Genomic DNA, 1,811 nt, shown 5'->3' with positions numbered 1-1,811 from the left:
CCCCTCCACTCGGGTCGCCCTGGCACTTGCTACCCATAGTGTAGCCGCGGACTTGGCACTGCGGTGAGTGGGGTAGGCTGTGCTCTTCCGCAACCCAAGCAGGAGAAGCATCCATGGAATGCTACATTGGATTGGATGTATCGCAGCGGCAAACAGCAATCTGTGTTGTAGATGCTAAAGGCAAGATCGTTGTCGAAGGGAAAGCCCTGACGCGGCCAAGCGACATTCACGGCTGGCTTATTGCCAAGGATGTACAGATCTCCTCCATCGTCAGGATTGGCATCGAAGCAGGAGCGATGAGTGCCTGGTTGCACATCGAACTGACGAAGCTGGGGCTGCCGCTGATATGTCTTGAAGCCTTTCAAGCGCACCGGTTTCTCAAGACGTACCGCAACAAGACGGACAAGAACGATGCCCGCGGTCTCGCGCAGCTCGTTCGCATGGGAGGAGAGTTTATCCGGCCCGTCACCGTCCGCGCTCGCTGCAGCCAGGAGGATCGGACGCTGCTCATCTTACGGCAACAGTTGGTGCAGCAAAGGGTCGGGCTCGAGAACAACATCACCGGAAGCCTCAAACCGTTCGGGCTCCTCGTGCCCCGCGGCAACGTCAACAGCAAGACTTTCCGCGAACGGGTGATGGCGACTCTCGTCAAGGCCGACGAGCTTGGCCTCACATTGAGCGATGGGATCATGCCGTCCCTCGACCTCTACGAGGACCTCTGCAAGCACCTGGCCATTCTGACCCGGCGTGTGGAGGCAGTTTCCAAAGACAACCGGGTCTGCCGGCGGTTGATGACGGCGCCGGGTGTCGGGCCGATCATCGCGCTGTCCTTTGTAACAGCCGTCGATAATCCGCTCCGCTTCTCCAACGACGAAGATATCGGTGCGTATTTCGGCCTCACACCAAAGCAGTACCAGTCGGGAGAAACAGATTATCAAGAAGGCATTTCCAGGCTTGGCAACTCCATGACGCGCGTGCACCTGGTTCAGGCCGCCACCATTTTGCTGTCCTCCAGCAGGAAATGGTCGACACTCAGGGCTTGGGGAATGAAGGTTGCCAAAAGGCGCGGCTTCAACAGAGCGCGGATTGCCGTCGCCCGTAAGCTGGCCATCGTTCTGCACCGTATGTGGATAAAAGAACAGGATTTCCGCTGGAGCAACAAGACGGAAGGTAGCGAATTGACCAGCTCCACAACGGCATGAGGAATCCTTTCGGCTCACGCTGAAAGGTATCTCCGCGAGGGGACGGAAGGGATGGTGACCGCGCAGACCGGGAAGGCGACGACTGACCATTTGTCGATCGGCACGCCGAGCTACCCATGGCGGCACCCTCTTCTGAACGAACCCTATCATGCGGCCAGCTTGACGAAATTGGGCTGATTAGACCGCGAAGAGACCCAGGCTCCCTCGCAGAGATTCCTTAAATTGCGCCGGCTGCGACCGGCGTGAAAGTTTGTAAAACGCTTGACCGTCTTGGCGGCCAAACCCTGTTTTGCGTCTTGCACATGCAGCCACTTCTCCCGATGCCGGCGCGCATGTTTGTCCGTCTCTCCTGCGGGACGCTTTATTTTGCGGCTGCCGCCGCAAAGGGCCTAAGGGCTTCGCCCTCGCGCGCTGCAAGCCCCTTCCGCCCAGAACGCAAGAAAACTGCCGCGAAGCGAAGGGCGTCAATTTTCTTGCGTTCTGGTTCCCCGCGAAGGGGCTTTCCGCTTGCTACCCCAATCTCGCCGATGGGCAGGGTTGCAGCAGCAGCTGCTGCAACCCTGCAAGGAAGCGTGACCGATCTCTTGCCAAATCCGCGGCTAGAGACCC

General features: G+C 58.8%; 1 protein-coding gene. It reads left to right on the top strand.

The window, feature by feature from the left end; all coding sequences use genetic code 11:
• The first annotated feature begins 113 nt into the window (after window positions 1-113).
• On the top strand, window positions 114-1,202 hold the full coding sequence (locus QJT82_RS45290) for an IS110 family transposase (RefSeq protein ID WP_028342406.1): 1,089 nt from the start codon (window positions 114-116) through the stop codon (window positions 1,200-1,202).
• Window positions 1,203-1,811 lie beyond the last annotated feature (609 nt).

The organism is Bradyrhizobium sp. Mp19 (assembly GCF_029952935.1).
GTDB classification, from domain to species: domain Bacteria; phylum Pseudomonadota; class Alphaproteobacteria; order Rhizobiales; family Xanthobacteraceae; genus Bradyrhizobium; species Bradyrhizobium elkanii.
This window is presented reverse-complemented; position numbering and strand designations above follow the sequence as displayed.